Annotated in this window: 16 protein-coding genes; 7 read left to right on the forward strand and 9 right to left on the reverse strand. The window is 67.2% G+C overall.

Annotated elements, in window-relative coordinates; genetic code table 11:
- Positions 1–10: 10 nt before the first annotated feature.
- The 5 genes from hflD to ABE957_RS04175 all read right to left on the reverse strand — a co-directional run bounded on the left by hflD (position 11) and on the right by ABE957_RS04175 (position 5476).
- A complete protein-coding gene (hflD, locus tag ABE957_RS04155; RefSeq protein WP_349757424.1) occupies positions 11–652 on the reverse strand; it encodes a high frequency lysogenization protein HflD in 642 nt (213 codons plus the stop codon).
- Positions 649–1761: a tRNA 2-thiouridine(34) synthase MnmA gene (gene mnmA / locus ABE957_RS04160; protein WP_349757425.1), complete on the reverse strand. Its 1113-nt coding sequence runs from the start codon at positions 1759–1761 to the stop codon at positions 649–651. The genes hflD and mnmA overlap by 4 nt, the downstream gene beginning before the upstream one ends.
- Positions 1762–2050: 289 nt before the next feature.
- Entirely contained in the window at positions 2051–2500 is a 450-nt protein-coding gene (locus tag ABE957_RS04165) for an NUDIX domain-containing protein (RefSeq protein ID WP_349757426.1), read from the reverse strand.
- On the reverse strand, positions 2497–3099 hold the full coding sequence (locus tag ABE957_RS04170; protein ID WP_349757427.1) for a pseudouridine synthase: 603 nt from the start codon (positions 3097–3099) through the stop codon (positions 2497–2499). Before ABE957_RS04170 ends, ABE957_RS04165 begins: the two co-directional genes overlap by 4 nt.
- A gap of 139 nt (positions 3100–3238) precedes the next feature.
- Entirely contained in the window at positions 3239–5476 is a 2238-nt protein-coding gene (locus ABE957_RS04175; protein WP_349757428.1) for an NADP-dependent isocitrate dehydrogenase, read from the reverse strand.
- A gap of 176 nt (positions 5477–5652) precedes the next feature.
- On the opposite strand from ABE957_RS04175, the gene icd reads away from it, so the two are divergent.
- The 3 genes from icd (at position 5653) to clpA (ending at position 9920) form a co-directional block, all read left to right on the forward strand.
- Positions 5653–6909, forward strand: a complete 1257-nt coding sequence (icd, locus tag ABE957_RS04180; protein WP_349757429.1) for an NADP-dependent isocitrate dehydrogenase — start codon at positions 5653–5655, stop codon at positions 6907–6909.
- 237 nt (positions 6910–7146) lie between these two features.
- A complete protein-coding gene (gene clpS, locus ABE957_RS04185) occupies positions 7147–7506 on the forward strand; it encodes an ATP-dependent Clp protease adapter ClpS (protein ID WP_349757430.1) in 360 nt (119 codons plus the stop codon).
- A 137-nt stretch (positions 7507–7643) separates the two neighbouring features.
- The gene (gene clpA / locus ABE957_RS04190) at positions 7644–9920 is read left to right on the forward strand and encodes an ATP-dependent Clp protease ATP-binding subunit ClpA (protein WP_349757431.1); all 2277 of its coding nucleotides are present in this window, start codon (positions 7644–7646) and stop codon (positions 9918–9920) included.
- A gap of 142 nt (positions 9921–10062) precedes the next feature.
- Here clpA and infA read toward each other — a convergent pair whose 3' ends face one another.
- The 3 genes from infA to aat form a co-directional block, all read right to left on the reverse strand.
- Positions 10063–10281 (reverse strand): translation initiation factor IF-1, encoded by a 219-nt coding sequence (infA, locus tag ABE957_RS04195; RefSeq protein WP_089847867.1) that lies wholly within the window; start codon positions 10279–10281, stop codon positions 10063–10065.
- A gap of 135 nt (positions 10282–10416) precedes the next feature.
- Positions 10417–11157 carry an arginyltransferase gene (locus ABE957_RS04200; RefSeq protein ID WP_349757432.1) on the reverse strand — a complete coding sequence of 247 codons (741 nt, stop codon included), beginning with the start codon at positions 11155–11157 and terminating at the stop codon, positions 10417–10419.
- A gap of 46 nt (positions 11158–11203) precedes the next feature.
- Complete coding sequence (gene aat, locus ABE957_RS04205) at positions 11204–11938, reverse strand: leucyl/phenylalanyl-tRNA--protein transferase (RefSeq protein ID WP_349757433.1); 735 nt, start codon at positions 11936–11938, stop codon at positions 11204–11206.
- A gap of 152 nt (positions 11939–12090) precedes the next feature.
- Here aat and ABE957_RS04210 point away from each other — a divergent pair, with 152 nt between their 5' ends.
- Both ABE957_RS04210 and lolA read left to right on the forward strand, forming a co-directional pair.
- Entirely contained in the window at positions 12091–15366 is a 3276-nt protein-coding gene (locus tag ABE957_RS04210) for a DNA translocase FtsK (protein WP_349757434.1), read from the forward strand.
- A gap of 115 nt (positions 15367–15481) precedes the next feature.
- Positions 15482–16111, forward strand: coding sequence for an outer membrane lipoprotein periplasmic chaperone LolA (lolA, locus tag ABE957_RS04215; protein WP_349757435.1), 630 nt, complete (start codon positions 15482–15484; stop codon positions 16109–16111).
- 142 nt (positions 16112–16253) lie between these two features.
- Here lolA and ABE957_RS04220 read toward each other — a convergent pair whose 3' ends face one another.
- Positions 16254–17591 carry a replication-associated recombination protein A gene (locus tag ABE957_RS04220; protein ID WP_349757436.1) on the reverse strand — a complete coding sequence of 446 codons (1338 nt, stop codon included), beginning with the start codon at positions 17589–17591 and terminating at the stop codon, positions 16254–16256.
- Positions 17592–17842: 251 nt separating this feature from the next.
- Between ABE957_RS04220 and ABE957_RS04225 the strand changes: the two genes are divergently transcribed.
- Both ABE957_RS04225 and murI read left to right on the forward strand, forming a co-directional pair.
- Entirely contained in the window at positions 17843–18394 is a 552-nt protein-coding gene (locus tag ABE957_RS04225) for a hemerythrin domain-containing protein (RefSeq protein ID WP_349757437.1), read from the forward strand.
- A gap of 347 nt (positions 18395–18741) precedes the next feature.
- Positions 18742–19533 carry a glutamate racemase gene (murI, locus tag ABE957_RS04230; protein ID WP_349757438.1) on the forward strand — a complete coding sequence of 264 codons (792 nt, stop codon included), beginning with the start codon at positions 18742–18744 and terminating at the stop codon, positions 19531–19533.
- The last annotated feature ends 37 nt before the right edge of the window (positions 19534–19570 follow it).

Raw genomic sequence — 19570 nt, forward strand, 5'->3', positions numbered from 1 at the left:
AAAAGGCGGATCAGCCCAGCTGGTCCAGGGCTTTCTTCAGGGCGCCGCGTTGGAAGACCAGCTTCCAGCGCCGGCCCCCCTGCTGATGCCAGAGCAGGGCGAAGCGGATGCCGGCGAGCAGGATGGCGCGCACGCGCTCCGGCATCATGCGGCTCTGCAGCAGCGAGGGGTCGCCCTGAACGACGATGCGCGTCTTGAGCGTCGAGAGCGTCTGCTGGTAGGCCTCGCCGAGACTCGAGATGACGTTCTCATGGGTGGCGTCGAAGTGCTCGGCCTGACCCTGGATGCGCGTCAGGCGCGTCCCCAGATCGTCCATCATGGCGTCGTTGGAGCGCAGCTGGTTCATCAGCATCAGCAGCGAGAAACCGTAGCGCAGCACTACCGGATTGACCTGCTTGCGGCCTACCACGCCCTCGAGCACCTCGAGGCCCTGGCGCAGGTTGTTGGGGTGGCCGCCGTAGATCGCCTCGAAGCTCTCTGGGTTGGTGTCCAGGGTGGCGCGGATCAGGGTCTCCCACGCGCGCTGGTCGGTCTGCCCGGTGCGGGCGAGCTCGTCGACCTGGCTGGCGGCCTGGAAGACCCCGGCCAGCGCCAGGGCCTGGCGGGCGGCCGGTGTCTCCGGGGCGCGGTGGATCGGGGTCGAGGCGGTCATTGGCCGGGCTCCGTGGCGTTCCAGGTGGTGCGGATCACGCCGCCGCCGAGGCAGATATCGCCGTCGTAGAGGACCAGCGACTGCCCCGGCGTCACGGCGCGCTGGGGGTCGTCGAAGCGCACCTCGACGCCGCCATCCTCTCGCGTGTGGAACGTGCAGGGCACGTCGGCCTGGCGGTAGCGGGTCTTGGCGGTAAGGCGACCCTCGGCGGCGGGCGGCTCGCCGGCCACCCAGTCCATGGCCTCGGTGGCCAGGCTGTCGGTATAGAGCAGCGGGTGGTGCTTGCCCTGCACGGCGACGAGCACGTTGCGCGTGAGATCCTTGGCGGCCACGTACCAGGGGGCGTCCGGGTGATCGGTGAGCCCGCCGATGCCAAGCCCCTGGCGCTGGCCCAGGGTGTAGTACATCAGCCCCATGTGCTCGCCGATCACCTCGCCCTCGGGCGTCTCGATCACCCCCGGCTGGGCGGGCAGGTACTGCTTGAGGAAATCGCTGAAGCGGCGCTCGCCGATGAAGCAGATGCCGGTCGAGTCCTTCTTGCGCGCGGTGACCAGGCCGTGGCGCTCGGCGATGGCGCGCACCTCGGGCTTCTCGAGCTCGCCCACCGGGAAGAGGGTGCGGGCGATGGCGGCCTCCGGCACGGCGTGCAGGAAGTAGCTCTGGTCCTTGTTGGGATCGAGCCCCTTGAGCAGGCGCGGATGACCGTCACGCACCGCCTCGCGGACATAGTGACCGGTGGCGATCTTCTCGGCACCGAGCATCTCGGCGTACTCGAGGAACACCTTGAACTTGATCTCGCGGTTGCAGAGGATGTCCGGGTTCGGGGTGCGGCCCGCCTGGTACTCGGCCAGGAAGTGCTCGAAGACGTTGTCCCAGTACTCGGCGGCGAAGTTGGCGGTGTGCAGCGGGATGCCGAGCTTCTGGCAGACGGCCTCGGCATCCGCCAGGTCCTCCTTGGCGGTGCAGTACTCCGTGCCGTCGTCCTCGTCCCAGTTCTTCATGAACAGGCCTTCGACCTCGTACCCCTGCTCGAGCAGCAGCAGGGCGGACACGGAGGAGTCGACGCCGCCGGACATGCCGACGATCACCTTGCCTGTGGTGGCGGTCATGGGCGCTCTCGGATTGAGTGTCAAAATGGGCTGGGATTATACATGATGTGGGCGTCAGGCGCCGAGAGGCGATCTGGATGACGGTTCGTTGCTTGCACTTCGCGGCTTTCCCGGCGACAGCTCCCGGTGTGCCGGACCATCGCTGGGGCGCTGTGAATACCTCCCTGTGCGCTACCTTTTCCTTCCATGGAAAAGGACCCCCGCTTCGACCTATCCCCGGCGCCGCTCGGGTCTCGGCATTTTTAGCTCAGCACTTTATCTCTCGTATTCGGCGCTTGTAGCTCGCCGCTTATCGCTCGTGGATCACGTCCATGGGGTAGAAGCGGCTCGCCAGCGCATCGCGGATGCGCCGCATCACCAGGGGGCTTCTCAGGCGGCCCTCGCGCTCCAGCGCCTCGAGCTCCTCCAGGGTCAGCCAGTGCACCGCATGGATGGCCGGGTCCAGCTCGTTGCCGAGGTGTGCCAGCGCCATGCCGAAGAAGCCGTGGCTGTGAAAGGTCAGGCCGTCGGGCGTGTGGTAGACGTACATGCCGAGGTAGTCGGTGATGCCGACCTGCCAGGCGGTCTCCTCGCGCAGCTCACGCAGGGCGGCGTCGCGAATGCGCTCGTCGGGTTCCAGGTGGCCGGCGGGCTGGTTGAACAGGGTCTCGGGCCCGCCGCGGTCCTCCTCGACGATGAGGAAACGGCCGGCGCGCTCCACCACGGTGGCTACGGTGATGAAGGGGTGCCAGCGGCTCATGGGCGTCTCCTCGGCGGGCGGCGGCGCTGGGCCGGCGGTTTGGGGGCATGCAGGGTCTCGCGGCGCCACTCTCCGGGCGCCAGGCCGTCGAGCCGCCAGGGGCCGATGGCCACGCGCACCAGGCGCAGGGTCGGGTGGCCGACGTGGGCGGTCATGCGCCGTACCTGGCGGTTGCGTCCCTCGGTGATGGTCAGCTCCAGCCAAGTGGTGACGGGATGGCGTCTGGGATCCAGGGGCGGGGTGCGCTCGGGCAGCTCGCTCGAGGCGAGCTGCCTGACCTTCGCCGGCCGAGTCCGGCCATCCTTGAGGGTGACACCGTCGCGCAGCGCCTTCAGGGCGGCATCGTCGGGGGTGCCCTCCACCTGCACGCGGTAGGTCTTGGGCTGCTTGTGCCGGGGGTCGCTGATGCGGTGGATCAGTGCGCCATCGTCGCTGAGCAGCAAGAGCCCCTCAGAATCGAAGTCCAGTCGCCCGGCGGCGTAGATGTCCGGCACCGAGATGACATCGGCCAGGGTGGCGCGACGCTCCTCTCCATCGACACGGCGGTCGGTGAACTGGGAGAGCATGCGGTAGGGCTTGTTCAACAGGTAAAGGTTCATCGTCTCTTTCCACTATACCGAGCGCCTGACGCTGAGCAATGTCTGATGCTACAACGCAACGGCTCCCCTCCGCCAAGGGGCGGAGGGGAGCCGGAGGGGCCGCCCGCAAGGGGCGGCGGGTTGCCTCGGGGTGCTACCTTCAGTCCTGGGCGACCAGCGCCAGGGCCTCGTTCAGGGTCTTGCTCGGGCGCATGACGGCACGCGCCAGCTCGGCGTCGGCATGGTAGTAGCCCTTGATGTCCACGGGTTGTCCCTGCACGCCGTTGAGCTCCTCGAGGATGGTCGCCTCGTTGGCCGTCAGCGTCTCGGCCAGGCGGGCGAAGAGTGCCTTGAGGTCCGCGTCCTCGTCCTGGGCCGCCAGGGCCTGGGCCCAGTAGAGGGCCAGATAGAAGTGGCTGCCGCGGTTGTCCAGCTCGCCCGCCTTGCGGGAGGGCGACTTGTTGTGCTCGAGGAACTCGCCGGTGGCCTTGTCCAGCGCCTCGGCCAGCAGGGTCGCACGCGGATTGCCGAACTGCTTGGCGAGATGCTCCAGGGAGGCGCCCATGGCGAGGAACTCGCCGAGGCTGTCCCAGCGCAGGTGGTTCTCCTCGAGGAGCTGCTGCACGTGCTTGGGCGCCGAGCCGCCGGCGCCGGTCTCGAACATGCCGCCGCCGGCCATCAGCGGCACGATGGAGAGCATCTTGGCGCTGGTGCCCAGCTCCAGGATCGGGAACAGGTCGGTGAGGTAGTCGCGCAGGATGTTGCCGGTCACCGAGATGGTGTCGAGGCCGCGCACGACGCGCTCGAGGGTGTAGCGCATGGCCCTGACCTGGGACATGATCTGGATGTCGAGACCCTCGGTGTCGTGCTCGGCGAGGTAGGTCCTGACCTTCTTGATCAGCTCATTCTCGTGCGGACGGTAGGGGTCGAGCCAGAACACGGCCGGCATGCCGGAGTCGCGGCAGCGCTCCACGGCGAGCTTCACCCAGTCGCGGATCGGCGCATCCTTGACCTGGCACATCCGCCAGATATCGCCCTCTTCGACGGTCTGGGAGAGCAGCACTTCGCCGGTCTCCAGGTCGGTGATGTTGGCGACACCGTTCTCCGGGGCCTCGAAGGTCTTGTCGTGAGAGCCGTACTCCTCGGCCTTCTGGGCCATCAGGCCGACGTTGGGCACGGTGCCCATGGTGGCCGGGTCGAAAGCGCCATTCCACTTGCAGAAGTTGATCATCTCCTGATAGATGCGCGCGAAGGTCGACTCCGGCATTACCGCCTTGACGTCCTTGAGGCGGCCGTCGGCGCCGTACATCTTGCCGCCGGCACGAATCATGGCCGGCATCGAGGCGTCCACGATCACATCGCTGGGCGAGTGGAAGTTGGTGATGCCGCGGGCCGAGTCGACCATCGCCAGTTCCGGCCGCTGGTCGTGACAGGCGTGCAGGTCGCGGATGACCTCCTCGCGCTGGGTCTCGGGCAGAGTGTCGATCTTCTCGTAGAGGTTCGCGATGCCGTTGTTGACGTCGACGCCCAGCTCCTCGAACAGCTCGCCGTGCTTCTCGAAGGCGTCCTTGTAGAAGATCTTCACGCAGTGGCCGAACACGATGGGGTGCGAGACCTTCATCATCGTCGCCTTGACGTGCAGGGAGAACATCACGCCGGTCTGGCGCGCATCCTCGATCTCCCGCTCGTAGAACTCGAGCAGCGCCTTCTTGCTCATGAACATGCTGTCGATGACCTCGCCTTCCTGCAGCGAGATCTCGGGCTTGAGCACGTGCGCCTGGCCGCTGTCGTTGATCAGCTCCATCTTCACCTTGCGCGGGCGATCCAGGGTCATCGACTTCTCGCCGTGGTAGAAGTCGCCGCCGTGCATGTGGGAGACGTGGCTGCGCGAGGCCTGGCTCCACTCGCCCATGTGATGCGGGTACTTGCGGGCATAGGCCTTGACGGCCTTCGGCGCACGGCGATCGGAGTTGCCTTCACGCAGCACCGGGTTGACGGCACTCCCCTTGACCTTGCCGTAGCGCGCCTGGATGTCTCGCTCTTCGTCGTTCTTCGGCTCGTACGGGTAGTCCGGCAGCGGATAGCCCTGTCCCTGCAGCTCCTTGATCGCCTCGTGAAGCTGCGGCATGGAGGCGCTGATGTTGGGCAGCTTGATGATGTTGGCTTCCGGCGTCTTGGCCAGGGCGCCCAGTTCGGCCAGGTGATCCTCGACGCGCTGATCCTCGGCCAGGTAGTCGGGAAACAGCGAGAGAATCCGTGCCGCCAGGGAGATGTCGCGAGTTTCCACGTCGATACCGGCAGCGTCGGTGAAGGCGTCGATGATCGGCAGCAGCGAGTGGGTCGCCAGCGCAGGCGCTTCGTCGGTGAACGTGTAGATAATCTTCGGCGTCTGGGACATGGGACGTTGATCTCTCTGGTCACTTCGTGGGCGTGGAGCGGGTGCGCGCAGAGCGCCCCGGCGAGCGGGAAACGAGTGTAACAAGATTGTCGACAAAAGTACCGTAGCTTAATCCGGGGCGAGGGCCGATGATATGCTGCGTCCATTATCGAACAGACCAGACAGGGGAGTTCTCCATGGGGTTCCAGAAAATCGTCGTCCCCGAAGGCGGCAACAAGATCACGGTCAACGCCGACAACACCCTGAACGTGCCGAACGAGCCGATCATTCCGTTCATCGAGGGTGACGGCATCGGTATCGACGTGACGCCGGCCATGAAGATCGCCATCGACGCTGCCGTGCAGCATGCCTATAACGGCGAGCGCAAGATCCACTGGATGGAGGTCTATGCCGGCGAGAAGGCCACTCAGGTCTACGATCCCGACACCTGGCTGCCGGAAGAGACCCTGGAAGCCGTCAAGGATTTTGTCGTCTCCATCAAGGGCCCGCTGACCACGCCGGTGGGCGGTGGTATCCGCTCCCTGAACGTCGCGCTGCGCCAGAAGCTCGACCTCTACGTCTGCCAGCGTCCCGTGCGCTGGTTCGAGGGCGTGCCGAGCCCGGTCAAGAAGCCGGCCGACGTGGACATGGTGATCTTCCGCGAGAACTCCGAGGACATCTACGCCGGTATCGAGTGGAAGGCCGGCAGCCCGGAAGCCGACAAGGTCATCAAGTTCCTGCGCGAGGAGATGGGGGTCCAGAACATCCGTTTCCCCGAGAACTGCGGCATCGGCGTCAAGCCGGTCTCCGTCGAGGGCACCAAGCGTCTGGTGCGTCAGGCCCTGCAATACACCATCGACAACGACCGTGAGTCGCTGACCCTGGTGCACAAGGGCAATATCATGAAGTTCACCGAGGGGGCCTTCAAGGACTGGGGCTACGAGCTCGCCAAGGAGGAGTTCGGTGCCGAACTCCTCGACGGCGGTCCGTGGATGACCATGAAGAACCCGAACAACGGCAAGGAGATCGTCATCAAGGACGTCATCGCCGACGCGATGCTGCAGCAGATCCTGCTGCGTCCGGCCGAGTACGACGTCATCGCCACCCTGAACCTGAACGGCGACTACATCTCCGACGCCCTGGCGGCGGAAGTGGGCGGCATCGGCATCGCGCCGGGCGCTAACCTCTCCGACGCCGTGGCCATGTTCGAGGCCACCCACGGCACCGCACCGAAGTACGCCGGCCAGGACAAGGTCAACCCGGGCTCGCTGATCCTCTCCGCCGAGATGATGCTGCGTCACATGGGCTGGACCGAGGCCGCCGACCTGGTGCTCAAGGGCATGGAGAAGGCCATCTCCAAGGGCGAGGTCACCTATGACTTCCATCGCCAGATGGACGATGCCAAGCTGCTTAAGTGCTCCGAGTTCGGCCAGGCCGTCGCCGACAACATGTAAGATGTAAGTCGCGACGCTGAACACGGGGCCCCCGTCCGCCGTCAGGCGAACGGGGGCCCTTTGCGTTCGGATAGCCCGATAACCAATGATGGCGATGAACCCTGCCGGCGCGGCGGCGTCCAATCACGGTTGAGATGATCGGCGGCGCGCGGCTTGTCGAGATGGATAGTGGCTCTTATGTTCAGTAGAGACGATGAGGTGATATGGCGAACGTGGCAGGCCTTCCCGACGGGAGGCATGACGCGACCGCCGGGCCCGGAAACGCCCGGCCCCCGTGGTCCCGGAGGGGCCGAGGAAGGGGATGGCGACCTGGCGGTGCAGCACGCCGACCCGGAGGTTGCACGCCCTTCCATGTACAAGGTGGTGCTGCACAACGACGACTTCACGCCCATGGAGTTCGTGGTCGAGGTGCTGCAGACCTTCTTTCATATGGACAGCGAGACGGCGGTGCAGGTCATGTTGACCGTTCACACCCGCGGCAAGGCGACCTGTGGCGTCTTTACTCACGACATCGCGGAAACCAAAAGCCATCAGGTCAATCAATATGCAAGAGAGTGTCAGCATCCGCTGCTGTGCGACATCGAGGCGGCGGACTGAGCGGCATGGTCGAGGAGGGAGTACGACGGTCAGCGTTGAGGCGGGACTTGCAACGCCACCGTTTGTACCCGAATGTTGATGATGCCGGACCATGAACGATCCGACGCGAAGCCCTGAGCGGCGAGAAGGGGACTGCCATGCTGAGTAAAGAACTTGAACTGACCCTGAACACGGCCTTCACCGTGGCTCGCTCCAAGCGCCACGAGTTCATGACCGTGGAGCACCTGCTGCTGGCGCTTCTCGACAATGCCTCGGCGGCGGATGTGCTGCGCGCCTGCGGGGCCAATCTCGATAAGCTGCGGTCCGACCTGCAGGATTTCATCAATTCCACCACGCCGCTGATTCCAGAGGATCAGTCCGACCGCGAGACGCAGCCGACCCTGGGTTTCCAGCGTGTGTTGCAGCGCGCGGTCTTCCATGTCCAGTCGTCCGGCAAGAGCGAGGTTACCGGCGCCAACGTGCTGGTGGCGATCTTCTCCGAACAGGAGAGCCAGGCGGTCTACTTCCTCAAGCAGCAGAACGTGGCGCGGGTCGATGCCGTCAACTACATCGCCCACGGCATCTCCAAGGTGGCCGGCCACGGCCAGAGCCCGTCTTCGCCCTCGCCCGAGGCCGAGGATGCCGAGGAGGGCGGGAACGAGACAGGCTCCAACCCCTTGACCAGCTACGCCACCAACCTCAACGAACAGGCGAGGATGGGCAAGATCGATCCGCTGATCGGTCGTGACCATGAACTCGAGCGCGTGGTGCAGATCCTGGCGCGGCGCCGCAAGAACAACCCGCTGCTGGTGGGCGAGGCCGGGGTCGGCAAGACCGCCATCGCCGAGGGGCTGGCCAAGCGCGTCGTCGAGGAGGACGTGCCCGAGGTGATCAGCGACGCCGTGGTCTATTCGCTGGACATGGGCGCGCTGCTGGCCGGCACCAAGTACCGCGGCGACTTCGAGAAGCGCCTGAAGAACCTGCTGGCTGAGCTGCGCAAGCAGCCCAACGCCATCCTGTTCATCGACGAGATCCACACGGTGATCGGCGCGGGCGCCGCCTCCGGCGGAGTGATGGATGCCTCCAACCTGCTCAAGCCGCTGCTCTCCTCGGGCGAGCTGCGCTGCATCGGCTCCACCACCTTCCAGGAGTATCGCGGCATCTTCGAGAAGGACCGCGCCCTGGCTCGGCGCTTCCAGAAGGTCGACGTGATGGCGCCCTCGGTGGAGGACACCACCCGGATTCTCAAGGGCCTGCGCTCGCGCTTCGAGGAGCATCACCAGCTGAAGTACACCGATGCGGCCCTGGAGAGCGCGTCACGGCTGTCGGATCGCTACATCAACGACCGTCACCTGCCCGACAAGGCCATCGACGTGATCGACGAGGCCGGCGCCCATCAGCGCCTGCTGCCGCCGGAGGTGCGCGTCGACACCATCGACGTGGATCAGGTCGAGGCGGTGGTGGCCTCCATCGCGCGGATTCCGCCGAAAAGCGTCTCGAGCTCCGATCGCAAGCTGCTGGCCAATATCGATCGCGATCTCAAGATGCTGGTGTTCGGCCAGGACGAAGCCATCGACAGTCTCGCCGCGGCGATCAAGCTGTCGCGGGCCGGCCTCAAGTCCCCGGACAAGCCGGTGGGCAGCTTCCTGTTCGCCGGTCCGACCGGGGTGGGCAAGACCGAGGTGGCCCGCCAGCTCTCGCACATCATGGGCATCGAGCTGGTGCGCTTCGACATGTCCGAGTACATGGAGCGCCACACCGTGTCGCGGCTGATCGGTGCGCCTCCCGGCTACGTCGGCTATGACCAGGGCGGGCTGCTCACCGAGGCGATCACCAAGCAGCCTCACTGCGTGCTGCTGCTCGACGAGATCGAGAAGGCGCACCCCGAGGTCTTCAACCTGCTGCTGCAGGTCATGGATCACGGTCGCCTGACCGACAACAACGGTCGCGAGGCGGACTTCCGTCACGTGATCCTGATCATGACCTCCAATGCCGGGGTCGAGCAGGCCACGCGGCGCTCCATCGGCTTCCAGAGCCAGGACCATTCCACCGATGCGATGGAGGTGATCCGCAAGACCTTCTCGCCGGAGTTCCGCAACCGCCTGGACGGCATCATCCAGTTCCACGCCCTGCCCACTTCGGTGGTGCGCAACGTGGTGGACAAGTTCCTGGTGGAGCTGCAGGCGCAACTCGACGAAAAGCGGGTTCAGCTGGACGTGGACGATGCGGCGCGGGAGTGGCTGGCCGAGAAGGGCTACGACCCCGACATGGGGGCACGCCCGATGGCTCGCCTGATTCAGGAGCAGCTCAAGAAGCCGCTAGCCGAGCTGATCCTGTTCGGCGAGCTCGCCGAACACGGCGGCGTGGTGCACGTCAGCGTGGAAGCCGGCGAGCTGCACCTGGCCACGGAGTCGGAGCTGGCCGACGCGCCCTGACGGGAACTCGGTCGGCTAATCCATCACAGCGCCCTGTCTTCGGACGGGGCGTTGTTCGCTCGGGCGTGATGCGGGAGGAGGTGGCGGACGCGAAGGCGGCCGACACTCGAGCGGCGTCCGGGCCTGATGGCCCGATCGACGCTCAGCGGGCGCGGTAGACGATGCGGCCCTTGGACAGGTCGTAGGGGGTCAGTTCGACCTTGACCTTGTCGCCGGTAAGGATGCGGATATAGTGCTTGCGCATCTTGCCGGAGATATGGGCGGTCACCACGTGGCCGTTCTCGAGTTCGACGCGGAACGTAGTGTTGGGAAGGGTATCGACGACGACGCCTTCCATTTCGATATGGTCTTCACGTGCCATATAGGCGGTTCCTCGCTGATGATGACAAAAAACAGGCGGCGCGATGTCACGGCTGGGCCACCCGTGCCGACAGGATAGCGCGATATTGTGCCGCATGCCGCCCGTCATGGCAAAGGAACCCTGGCTCGCCTGTGCCTATCGCGTCGTGATCAGGCGTCGCCAGTGGCGACCGTCGAGCATCTCCAGCGGCTGGAAGGCCTGCTTGTAGGTCATCTTGCGACACTCGCGGATCCAGTAGCCGAGATAGACATGCGGGAGCCCCTGATCGAGGGCGCGACGCACCAGCCACAGCACGGCCAGGGTGCCCAGGGAGCGGCGCTCCAGCTCGGGTGCGGGATCGAAGAAGGTGTAGATGGCCGAGAGGCCGTGCTCGAGCTGATCGAAGGCCGAGACGGCCACCAGTCGCCCGTCGAGGCGAAACTCCAGCAGCCGGGCATAGGGCTGGTCGAGGGTCAGGAAGGTGCGGTACTGCTCGTGGCTCGGCGGGTACATGTCGCCATCGGCGTGGCGGGTCCTGACGTAGTGCGCATAGAGCGCATAGTGCTCGGCATCGAAGAGGGCGGGGCGCACGTGCAGGCTGAGATCGGCATTGCGGTTCATCAGCTTGCGCTGGGTTCGGCTCGGTGAGAACTCTTCTACCGGGATGCGCACGGAGATGCAGGCGTTGCAGGCATCGCAGTGCGGACGATAGAGGTGACGGCCGCTGCGACGAAAGCCGAGCAGCGCCAGGGCGTCGTAGACGCCCTGGCCCGGCGCCTCCTGGGGGTCGAGAAACAGCGTGGTCGCCTCACGGCCCGCCAGGTAGCTGCAGGCGTGGGGCACGGTCAGGAAGAAGCGCAGGTCCCTGACCGGCTGTCGGGGGGCGTTGCTGCTCAAGGCTGCCATCTCCTCTGCATCATACTCCCGGGAATCCCCGGCCCGGTCATCCTGCGGTGCCGATCGTGGCGAAGGACCAGGTGGGTGCCGGCATGCTCACGGCTGCTTCCCGGCCGCCATGCGCGGGTTCACCCAGCCACTGATCAAGATAGTCGATGAACTCGCGGCGGGCGATATCCCGGGCGCCGAGGCTCGCCAGGTGGCCGGTGTGCATCTGACAGTCGATCAGCCGGCCGTCGCCGGCGGCCATGGCCCGGGCCAGCTGCACCAGGGCGACCTTGGAGGCGTCGGGTACGCGGGAGAACATCGATTCGCCGAAGAACACCGGTCCCAGCGCGATACCGTAGAGGCCGCCGACCAGGGCATCGTCGCGCCATACCTCCACGGAGTGGGCCGCCCCCAGCGCGTGCAGTTGGCCATAGGCCGTGCGCATCTCGTCGGTGATCCAGGTGCCCGGTTGGCCGTCGCGCGGGGCCGCGCAGGCCGCCATCACCGCCTCGAAGGCGCGGTCGGCGGTAACCGTGAATCCGGCGTTGCGCAGCCGCTTGGCGAGGCTTCTTCGCACGCGGACCTCGCCGGGCACCAGTACCATTCGGGGGTCCGGGCTCCACCAGAGGATTGGCTGATCGTCGCCGAACCAGGGGAAGATGCCGTGGCGATAGGCGGCCAGCAGCCAGGCCGGGGTCAGCGCGCCGCCCGCGGCCAGCAGGCCGTCGGGATCGCGCAGCGCGGACTCGACGGGGGGGAAATGGACGGCGTGGGCGGGTAGCCAGGGCAGCATGGGCCTCTTCCTCGTTAGCGGCTCGCCCAGTCTGCCGCGCCGTGGGGCAGGGCTCAAGGCATGCCGGCCCCTGTGATGGTGAGCGCTTGCTCGGTATGATTGATGCCCATGACATCCGCAATACGCCATGTGGGCGCAAGGGAGGTGGCCGCTTGAGTGTCAAGAAAAGGTCCTCGTCGCGTCGGGCGACGGCGGAGAATGCCAGGGAAACGGCCAAGCGCGTCGGCCTGCGGCTGCAGGGGGCGACCCGCGAGGGTGTGGTGATCATCCTGCTGGCCGCCTGCGTGTTCCTGCTGCTGGCGCTCTACAGCTTCCGTGGGGACGACCCCGGCTGGTCGAGCAGCGGCCCGGAGACCGAGGTCGCCAACTGGATGGGCGCCATCGGCGCCTGGCTCGCCGATGTGCTCTACTCGCTGTTCGGCGTCAGCGCCCTGTGGTGGCCCGGCATGCTGGGGTTCGCCGCCTGGTGGCTGATCCGCTCGCGGCAGGTGCGCTTCGAGTGGGATCCCACCGCCCTGGCGGTGCGCTGCGGGGGGCTGGTGCTGCTGTTGCTGGGCACGACCACCCTGGGAGCACTGCACTTCTATCGTCCCGATGGTCCCTTGCCCTACTCGACGGGCGGCATCCTCGGTGAGGGACTGGTCGGTGCGCTGCTGCCCCTGGTGGGCGCGGGCGGCACCGGCCTGCTCTCCGTGGCGGCCATGCTCTGTGGCTTTCCCCTGTTCACCGGCCTCTCCTGGTTGACGGTGATGGACGAGCTGGGACGTCGAAGCCTGCTGGGGTGGCGCTGGGTGGTCGACCGGTTCGGGCTGGCACGGGAGCGACGCGTCGAACGCCGCGACCTCGACCAGCAGGAGCGCGAGACCAGGGCCGCCGAGGCGCCGTCCGCAAGCTCCGAAGAGGTCGACGAGCGGCCTTCCTGGTGGCGGCGGCTGGGCGGCGGCCGGCGCCGCGATGACGCGCCGACCCTGGCGACCGACCCCGGCTTCGGCGATGACGGTGAGACCGATATCCCCTGGGATGTGCCCGCGCGTACGCCCTCGGCCAAGCGCCCCGAGGCCGCCTACACGGCGCGCATGGCGCAGGAGCCGCGGGTCGACGTCACCCCTCCCGAGGCACCGCGCCGCGAGGCGCCGCCCGCGCGCGTCTCCACCGAGGTCGACGCGCCCGAGCGTGCCCGTGCGCCGCGAGCCGAGCCCACTGCCGAGGCGACGCGCTCGCCCGCCGCGCCTCGGACGCGTGATGAACGCCTCGATACGCGAGGCCATGACGCCGAGGCGCCAGGCGAGCGGCGCCGGCCGGAGACGATTCCCGAGCCGGTGCTGCCCGATGACGATGAGGTGATGCCGGCCTGGCAGGGGCCGGCCCTGCGGGCGCATCGTGATGATGAGCGCCTGGATGGCCCGCTCGACTCGTCCGTCGACGCTCATGACGCCTCGCGCAGCGATACCCAGGAGGACGCCGACGACCTCGACGCGCCGCCCGTGGCGCGCGCCTCCTCGGGAGCCTCGCCGCACTCGCCTGCCCGCGACTCCCGGCGACACGAGCCACGGCTCGCCGACTGGCAGGGCGATGACGCTGAGTTCGACGAGGAGGCCTCGGAGCCGTACCTCTCCTCGCATAGGGTTCGTGAAGCCCCCGAGGCGACACGCGACACCTCTCGCGCAGGCCGCGAGGATGTGCACGATTCCGCCGGGACGCCGGAGCGGCGTGATCCTGGCGTGGCGCCTCCCGATCCCGCCGAGGAGGAGGATGAGCCGGTCGTGGACGACGTTATGCCTGTCACGGATGACGACGCGCCCCGGGTGGCGAGCGCCGAGCAGGCGCGCGAGGCCGCCGACGAACCGGACGGACCGGCGCTGTGGACCGTGGAGCACCTGCAGAGTCAGCGACCGATGTTCGACGACCTGCCGGAGCCCGATGGCGAGCTGCCGAGCATGCGCCTGCTGACGCCGCCGGAGCCTCAGCAGCGCAACTATTCCGAGCAGCAGCTGGCCGAGATGGCCGAGCTGCTCGAGACGCGGCTGCGCGAGTACGGCGTCCGGGCCGAGGTGGTCGACACCTGGCCGGGGCCGGTGATCACGCGCTTCGAGATCAAGCCGGCGGCCGGGGTGAAGGTCTCCAAGATCAGCAACCTGGCCAAGGACCTGGCGCGCTCGCTGATGGTGAAGAGCGTGCGGGTGGTCGAGGTGATCCCGGGTCGGCCCACCGTGGGCATCGAGATCCCCAACCCGCACCGGGCGATGATCCGCCTGCGCGAGGTGATCGATTCCGACCGCTACCAGCACGAGGCCTCGGCGCTGACCCTGGCGCTCGGTCAGGACATCGGCGGCGGCCCGGTGGTGGCCAACCTCGGCAAGATGCCCCACCTGCTGGTGGCCGGCACCACCGGCTCGGGCAAGTCGGTGGGCGTCAACGCCATGCTGATCTCCATGCTGCTCAAGGCGACGCCCGACGAGGTGCGCATGATCATGGTCGACCCCAAGATGCTGGAGCTGTCGGTCTACGACGGCATCCCGCACCTGCTGGCGCCGGTGGTCACCGACATGAAGGAGGCGGCCAACGCCCTGCGCTGGTGCGTCGCCGAGATGGAGCGGCGCTACAAGCTGATGGCCGCCATGGGCGTGCGCAACATCGCCGGCTTCAACGCCAAGCTCGACGAGGCCGAGCGGGCCGGCGCCCAGGTGGCCGACCCGCTGTGGGAGCCGCAGCCCTGGGAGATGCACCAGGCCCCGCCGGTGCTCGAGAAGCTGCCCTACATCGTGGTGGTGATCGACGAGTTCGCCGACATGTTCATGATCGTCGGCAAGAAGGTCGAGGAGCTGATCGCGCGCCTGGCGCAGAAGGCCCGTGCCGCCGGCATCCACCTGATTCTTGCCACCCAGCGCCCCTCGGTGGACGTGGTGACCGGTCTGATCAAGGCCAACATCCCCACCCGCATGGCCTTCCAGGTCTCCTCGCGGGTCGATTCGCGCACCATCCTCGATCAGGGCGGCGCCGAGAACCTGCTGGGTCACGGTGACATGCTCTATCTGCCCGCCGGCTCCGGTATGCCGACCCGCGTGCACGGCGCCTTCGTCGACGACGACGAGGTACATCGGGTAGTCGAGGACTGGAAGCGTCGCGGGGAGCCGGAGTACATCGACGAGATCCTCTCCGGCGGCGTCTCCGCCGAGGCCCTGGCCGGGCTCGAGGCCGAGGGCGGTGGTGGCGACGGCGATGCCGAGCAGGACGCGCTCTACGACGAGGCGGTGCAGTTCGTGACGGAGTCGCGGCGGGCCTCCATCTCGGCCGTCCAGCGGCGCTTCAAGATCGGCTATAACCGGGCGGCGCGCCTGGTCGAATCGATGGAGATGGCCGGCGTGGTCTCCACCATGGGCACCAACGGCGCCCGCGAGGTGCTGGCGCCGCCCCCGGTGAGCGACTGATGCGCCGCAATCATGCAGCAATGATGAAAGCCTGCGACGGGCGTGCAACCCGTCGGGGCTTGTCCGGTCCGAGTGTCAGGATGCCATGATGGACCCGTCCAGGGAGACAGAGACGATGAGCATGAAGAAGACCCTCGCCGCGCTGACCATGACGCTGGCCGTGCCGATGTCGGCCCTGGCCAGCGAAGGCGCCGATCGCCTGGCGGCGATTCTCGAGCCGCTGCGGACCTACGCGGCCGACTTCGAACAGCAGATCCTCGACGGCAGCGGCCAGCGCCTGCAGGAGGCGAGCGGCCGCATGTGGCTGTCGCGTCCCGGCAAGTTCCGCTGGGAGGTGGAAGCGCCCTACGAGCAGCTGGTGGTCTCCGGTGGCGAGGAGGTCATCCTCTACGATCCCGACCTCGAGCAGGCCACGGTGCAGCCGCTCGATCAGCGCGTGACCCACACCCCGGCCCTGCTGCTCTCCGGCAGCGCCGACGAGCTGACCGACAGCTACGAGGTCACCCGTCAGCAGCAGGGGGCCAGCGAGACCTTCATCCTGGTGCCGAAGGATCCCGACACCCTGTTCGAGGAGCTGAAGATGACCTTCCGCGGCGAGGCGCTGGCCATGCTGCAGATGACCGACAGCACCGGGCAGCGCACCGCCATCGGCTTCGATAACGTACGCATGAACGAAGGGATGGACCCCGGCCGCTTCACCTTCGATATCCCTGCGGGCACCGATGTGATCCGCTCGACGCAGTAGCGCGCCGAGCCTAAAGCGCCAAGCCGCCAAGTGGTTCGGTGGCGGGTGCCAGCGTTGAGGAAATGAATGAGTGCCCCCGTCGGATGTCAGATCCGGCGGGGGTTCTTTTTGGTGTCAGGTCATCCTGCCTGGCCGCCTGGCGCTATGCGCCGCCGTCCGCCTCGCCGTCCCGCTGCGCCCGCCAGGCCATCATCTGGGCGTAGCGCTTCTCCTGGCCGTGGGGGGTGGGCTGATAGAGCGGGCGGTGGGGCACCTCGTCGGGCCAACAGTCGTGGGCGCTGCCGGCCGGATAGCCGTCGGGCTCACTGTGCGCGTAGCGATAGCCCTCGCCGTGGCCCAGCGACTCCATCAGCTTGGTCGGGGCGTTGCGCAGGTAGGTGGGTACTTCGAGCCGCGGCTGCGAGGCCGCAAGCTCCTTGGCCTGCTTCCAGGCGCGGTCGATGGCGTTGCTCTTCGGGGCCACCGCCAGATGGATGGCGGCATGGGCGATGGCGCGCTGGCCCTCGTAGTCGCCCAGGCGCAGGTAGGCATCCCAGGCCGCCATGACGAGCGGCAGGGCGCGCGGGTCGGCGTTGCCGACGTCCTCCGAGGCGATCGCCGTCAGGCGACGGATCACGTCCAGCGGGTCGCCGCCGCCCTGCATGAAGCGGGCGATGTAGAGCAGGGCGGCGTCGGGGCGCGAGGAGCGGATCGACTTGTGGATCGCCGAGAGCAGGTCGTAGTAATGATCGCCCTGCTTGTCGAAGGCGCTGGCGGTGTGGCCGATCACATCCTCCAGCGCCTCCCGGGGCAGGCGTTCGTCGTCTCCCTCGGCCAGCGTGAAGTCGCAGGCGGTCTCCAGCAGGCCCAGCGCCCGGCGGGCATCGCCGGCGGCGGCGCGGCCCAGCATCGCCAGCACCTCCTCGTCCACCTGGATCCGCCGGGCGCCCAGGCCACGCACCTCATCATTCAGTGCCCGCTGCATGACCTCCACGAGCTCGGCCTCGGTGAGCGACTTGAGGACGTGGACCCGGGCCCGGGAGAGCAGCGCCGAGTTGACCTCGAAGGAGGGGTTCTCGGTGGTGGCGCCGATCAGCGTCAGCAGCCCCGATTCCACATGGGGCAACAGGGCGTCCTGCTGGCTCTTGTTGAGACGGTGGATCTCGTCGAGAAACAGCAGGGTGGGGCGCTCCCTGGCCTGGAAGTCGCGGGCGCGATCGACCGCGGCGCGGATCTCCTTGACCCCGGCCATCACCGCCGAGAGGTGTTCCAGGTGGGCGCCGGAGACCTCGGCGAGGATCTCGGCCAGGGTGGTCTTGCCGGTGCCGGGAGGCCCCCAGAGGATCATCGAGCGCACCACCCCGCTTTCGGCCATGCGCGCCAACGGCTTGCCGGGACCCACCAGCGCCTGCTGGCCCACGTAGTCCTCGAGGCGGCGCGGACGCATGCGAAAGGCCAGGGGGGCCGCATCGTCTGGGGCGTGGCGCTGGAAGAGATCCATGTCTGACTCCTTGGCGCGTGGCTGCTAGAGTGGATGTGTCGTCGCAGGCAATACGACCTTGGATGACAGGCAAGATTCGCCCCGGGAGACTAGCCTGAGGCGGGTCGTCTCGTTGGTGCACGCTATCGCCCGGTGAACCTGACGTGCCGTGGCGAATCCAATGCTGGTGGAGGTCCGAACCATCATTGTCAGCACCGTCGCCCCCTGATCCACCGCTTGTGTCCCATATCGCCCTGGAGGAGATCGCCGACATGCCCAAGCTGAACCAGTTGCGTCAGGATCATGCCAACATGGCGCGCATGTTGCACGTTCTGCAGCTCAAGCAGAAGACCTTGGCCCAGGGGGAGCGCCCCAACTTCCAGCTGGTCAGAGAGGTCGTGGACTACATCCTCGACTATCAGGAAGGTTTCACCCGGCCCCTCGAAAAGGTCTGCAGCGAGCGGCTCAAGGAGCTGGATCCGTCGACCGCCGAGGTCACCGAGCAGCTCGCCAAGGACTATCGCTCGCTGAAGGCCCGGCTGAACCGTCTCTCCAACGACCTCGACATGATTCTCATGGATTCGGTCGTGCCGATGGATCGGTTCGCCGAGGACCTCAAGTCCTACCTGGAGAGCCACCGCGCCTACCTCAGGGAAGAGCGTGAACAGCTCTTCCCGCTGATTCGCGAGAACTTCAGCGACGAGGACTTGAAGGCACTGGAAGACGCTCTGCCGGAGGGTGCCCAGGATCATGTCGCGCGCCTGGAAGAGGCCTATCCCGAGCTCTATCACGAGCTGCGCGACGCCCCCGTCCCTCAGACCTGAGTCCAACCATCTACTCGGGGCCTCCATGGCCGGGGCCCCGTTGTCGTTCTCCCGACCACTCACCTGTACGGCTATTAGGTTGTACGGCTATTAGGTTGTACGGCTATTAGGTTGTACGGCTATTAGGTTGTACGGCGATAGATGGTGCGGCGATAGATAGTGCGGCTGCGGATAGAATGGCTTTGTCTCGTGCAAGGAAGCCTCGCCATTTCGGCTCGGCCACGACTCTGGGGTAGAATGGCCGGCATCGCCCGCGGTCACTCCCCAACCATGCCTCTTTGTCTCGCGCACGTCCCATCGCTGTTCCTTTCGTCGCTGACGTCGCCCCTGGCAGGGACGCTCGGTTGATGGTGGCCCCGATCCTGGTCTTCGATTCAGGCGTGGGCGGCCTGTCGGTGGTGCAGGCGCTGCGCCACCGGCTGCCCGGTGTCGCCCTGGCCTACGCCTGCGATAACGCCATGCTGCCCTACGGGCGACGCGAGGATGCCTGGCTGGTGCAGCGAATCCAGGCCGTCTGCCAGGCGGCGGTGGCGGCCAGCGGCGCTCGGGCGCTGGTGGTGGCCTGCAACACGGCCAGTACCCTGGCGCTGGATGCCCTGCGCAAGTGCCTGACTGTGCCCGTGATCGGCACGGTGCCGGCCATCAAGCCGGCCGCCGCCGTGAGCCGGACGCGCCATATCGGCCTGCTGGCGACCAGCGCCACCGTGTCACGCCCCTATACCCTGCGGCTGATCCAGGACTTCGCGGCCGACTGCCGCGTCACCCGGGTTGCCGCCGATGCCCTGGTGGGCGAGGCGGAGCGCCTGGTGGTCGGGCAGGTGCCGGACCGCGCGGCGATCGGGCGAGCCCTCGCGCCGCTCTGGGACGTGTCGTCGGCCGCTGAGCCGGCCCTGGATACCGTCGTGCTGGGCTGCACCCACTTCCCGCTGCTGCGCCGCTGGCTTGCCGAGGCGGCCCCTCGCGAGGTGGCCTGGATCGACTCCGGGGAGGCCATCGCGCGCCGCGTGGCCCAGGTGGTGACGGCCCCCGATCGCTGCCAAGCCGCCGGGCCGAGCTTCGTCACGGCCCCCGACGAGCGTCTGGGCAGAGGGCTTGCCGCCTTCGGCTTTGCTCCGCCGCGGTCGCTGCATCCGGGTTGAATGACCCGCGTTCGCCGTATTCTCCCCCCCTATTCAT

Source organism: Halomonas pelophila, assembly GCF_040196315.1.
GTDB classification, from domain to species: domain Bacteria; phylum Pseudomonadota; class Gammaproteobacteria; order Pseudomonadales; family Halomonadaceae; genus Halomonas; species Halomonas pelophila.